The sequence below is a fragment of the Steroidobacter sp. genome, assembly GCF_016790065.1.
Lineage (GTDB): Bacteria > Pseudomonadota > Gammaproteobacteria > Steroidobacterales > Steroidobacteraceae > Steroidobacter.
Genome location: NZ_JAEUPY010000318.1, coordinates 1 through 1,654, shown reverse-complemented (window position 1 = coordinate 1,654; position 1,654 = coordinate 1). Strand labels below are relative to the sequence as shown.

General features: G+C 61.9%; 1 protein-coding gene. It reads right to left on the bottom strand.

The annotated features are described in order from the left end of the window. A partial coding sequence (nirB, locus tag JNL55_RS13365) for a nitrite reductase large subunit NirB (RefSeq protein ID WP_293853707.1) occupies positions 1-1,654 on the bottom strand: 1,654 nt, incomplete at both ends.

Here is a 1,654-nt window from a genome sequence, read left to right as displayed (position 1 = left end):
GTGATCTCGCCACCGGCAATGCGCGGCACGACTGAGTACGTGCCGTCCTTCTGCATGTTGGCGAGGTAATAGTCATTGGTGTCCTGGAGCGTGGCCTTGTCGCGCTTCAGCACGAACTCATTCCAGCACGAGGCCAGGATCGACGCGATGGTGGGTTTGCAGATATCGCAGCCCATGCCTCGGCCATGCTTCTCCAGGACATCGCCGAACGTTTTGAGCTGCCCGACCCGCACGAGATGAAACAGCTGTTGACGCGAGAAGCGGAAGTGCTCGCAAAGGTGGTTGTTGACCGCAACGCCTCGGCTCGCCAGTTCAGCTTTGAGGATTTGCGTCACCAGCGTGGTGCAGCCTCCGCACGAAGTGGCCGCTTTGGTTGCTGACTTGAGCGCACCGATGGTCGTGCAGCCGGCTTCGACGGCTGAACAGATCGCGCCTTTGCTGACGTTATTGCAGGAGCAGATCTGCGCGCTGGCCGGTAGGCCTGCAACACCGGCGCGTTTGGGTTGTTCGCCGCCGCCAAAGTTGGGAACGATCAGCTCTTCGGGATTGGCGGGCAACGCCGTGCCGTCCAACATCATTTGCAGCCAGATGCCGTAGTCGTCTGCGTCGCCGACCAGAATGCCGCCGAGCAGTTTGCTGCCGTCGTCGCTGACCACCAGCTTCTTGTAGACCTGACGGCGCTCATCGACGAACGCATAGGCTCGCGAGTTGCTGGCCGAGCAGTGCGCATCACCCAGCGATGCTACGTCGACGCCGAGCAGCTTGAGCTTGGTGCTCATGTCCGCGCCGGTGAATGCAGGCGTGGTCGTGTCCTGCAGGCGGGCGGCGCAAACATTGGCCATCTGATAGCCAGGCGCGACTAAGCCATACAGCTTGCCATTCCACAACGCGCATTCGCCAATGGCGAAAATGTTTGGGTCGGATGTACGGCAGTCGTCGTCGATGACGATGCCACCGCGTTCGCCGACGGTGAGGCCGCACGCGCGGGCCAATTCATCGCGCGGCCGGATGCCAGCCGAGAACACGACGATGTCGGCTTCGAGCGAACTGCCGTCGGCGAACTGCAAGCGCTGGCGGCAGTGTTCACCATCGACGATGGCGGTGGTGCTCTTGCCGGTGTGAATGCCGACGTCCAGTTCAGAGATCTTTTGTCGCAGCACTCGGCCGCCGACGTCGTCGACTTGGACGGCCATCAAGCGCGGCGCGAACTCTACGACGTGGGTTTTCAATCCGAGGTCGCGAAGTGCTTTGGCGGCTTCGAGACCGAGCAAACCGCCACCGATGACTACGCCGACTTTGCTTTCCTGGGCGCGCGCGCGAATGGCTTCGAGATCTTCGAGGGTGCGATAGACGAAGCAGCCGGGCCGCTCGCGACCTTGAATGGGCGGCACGAATGGAGCGGAGCCGGTGGCGAGCACCAGCCGGTCGTAAGGCAATGTTTGACCTTGCGCCGTGCGTACACAGCGAGCCTCGCGGTCGATGCCGATTGCTTTGTCGTTCAGATGCAGCGCGATGTCGTTGCGCTCGAAGAACGCTTCACTGATCAGCGACAGGTCCGCCGCGCTCTTGCCGCTGAAAAAGCTGGTGAGCTGCACGCGATCGTAAGCGGCACGCGGCTCTTCGCACAGCACGCTGATTTCAAACTCGCTCGCTT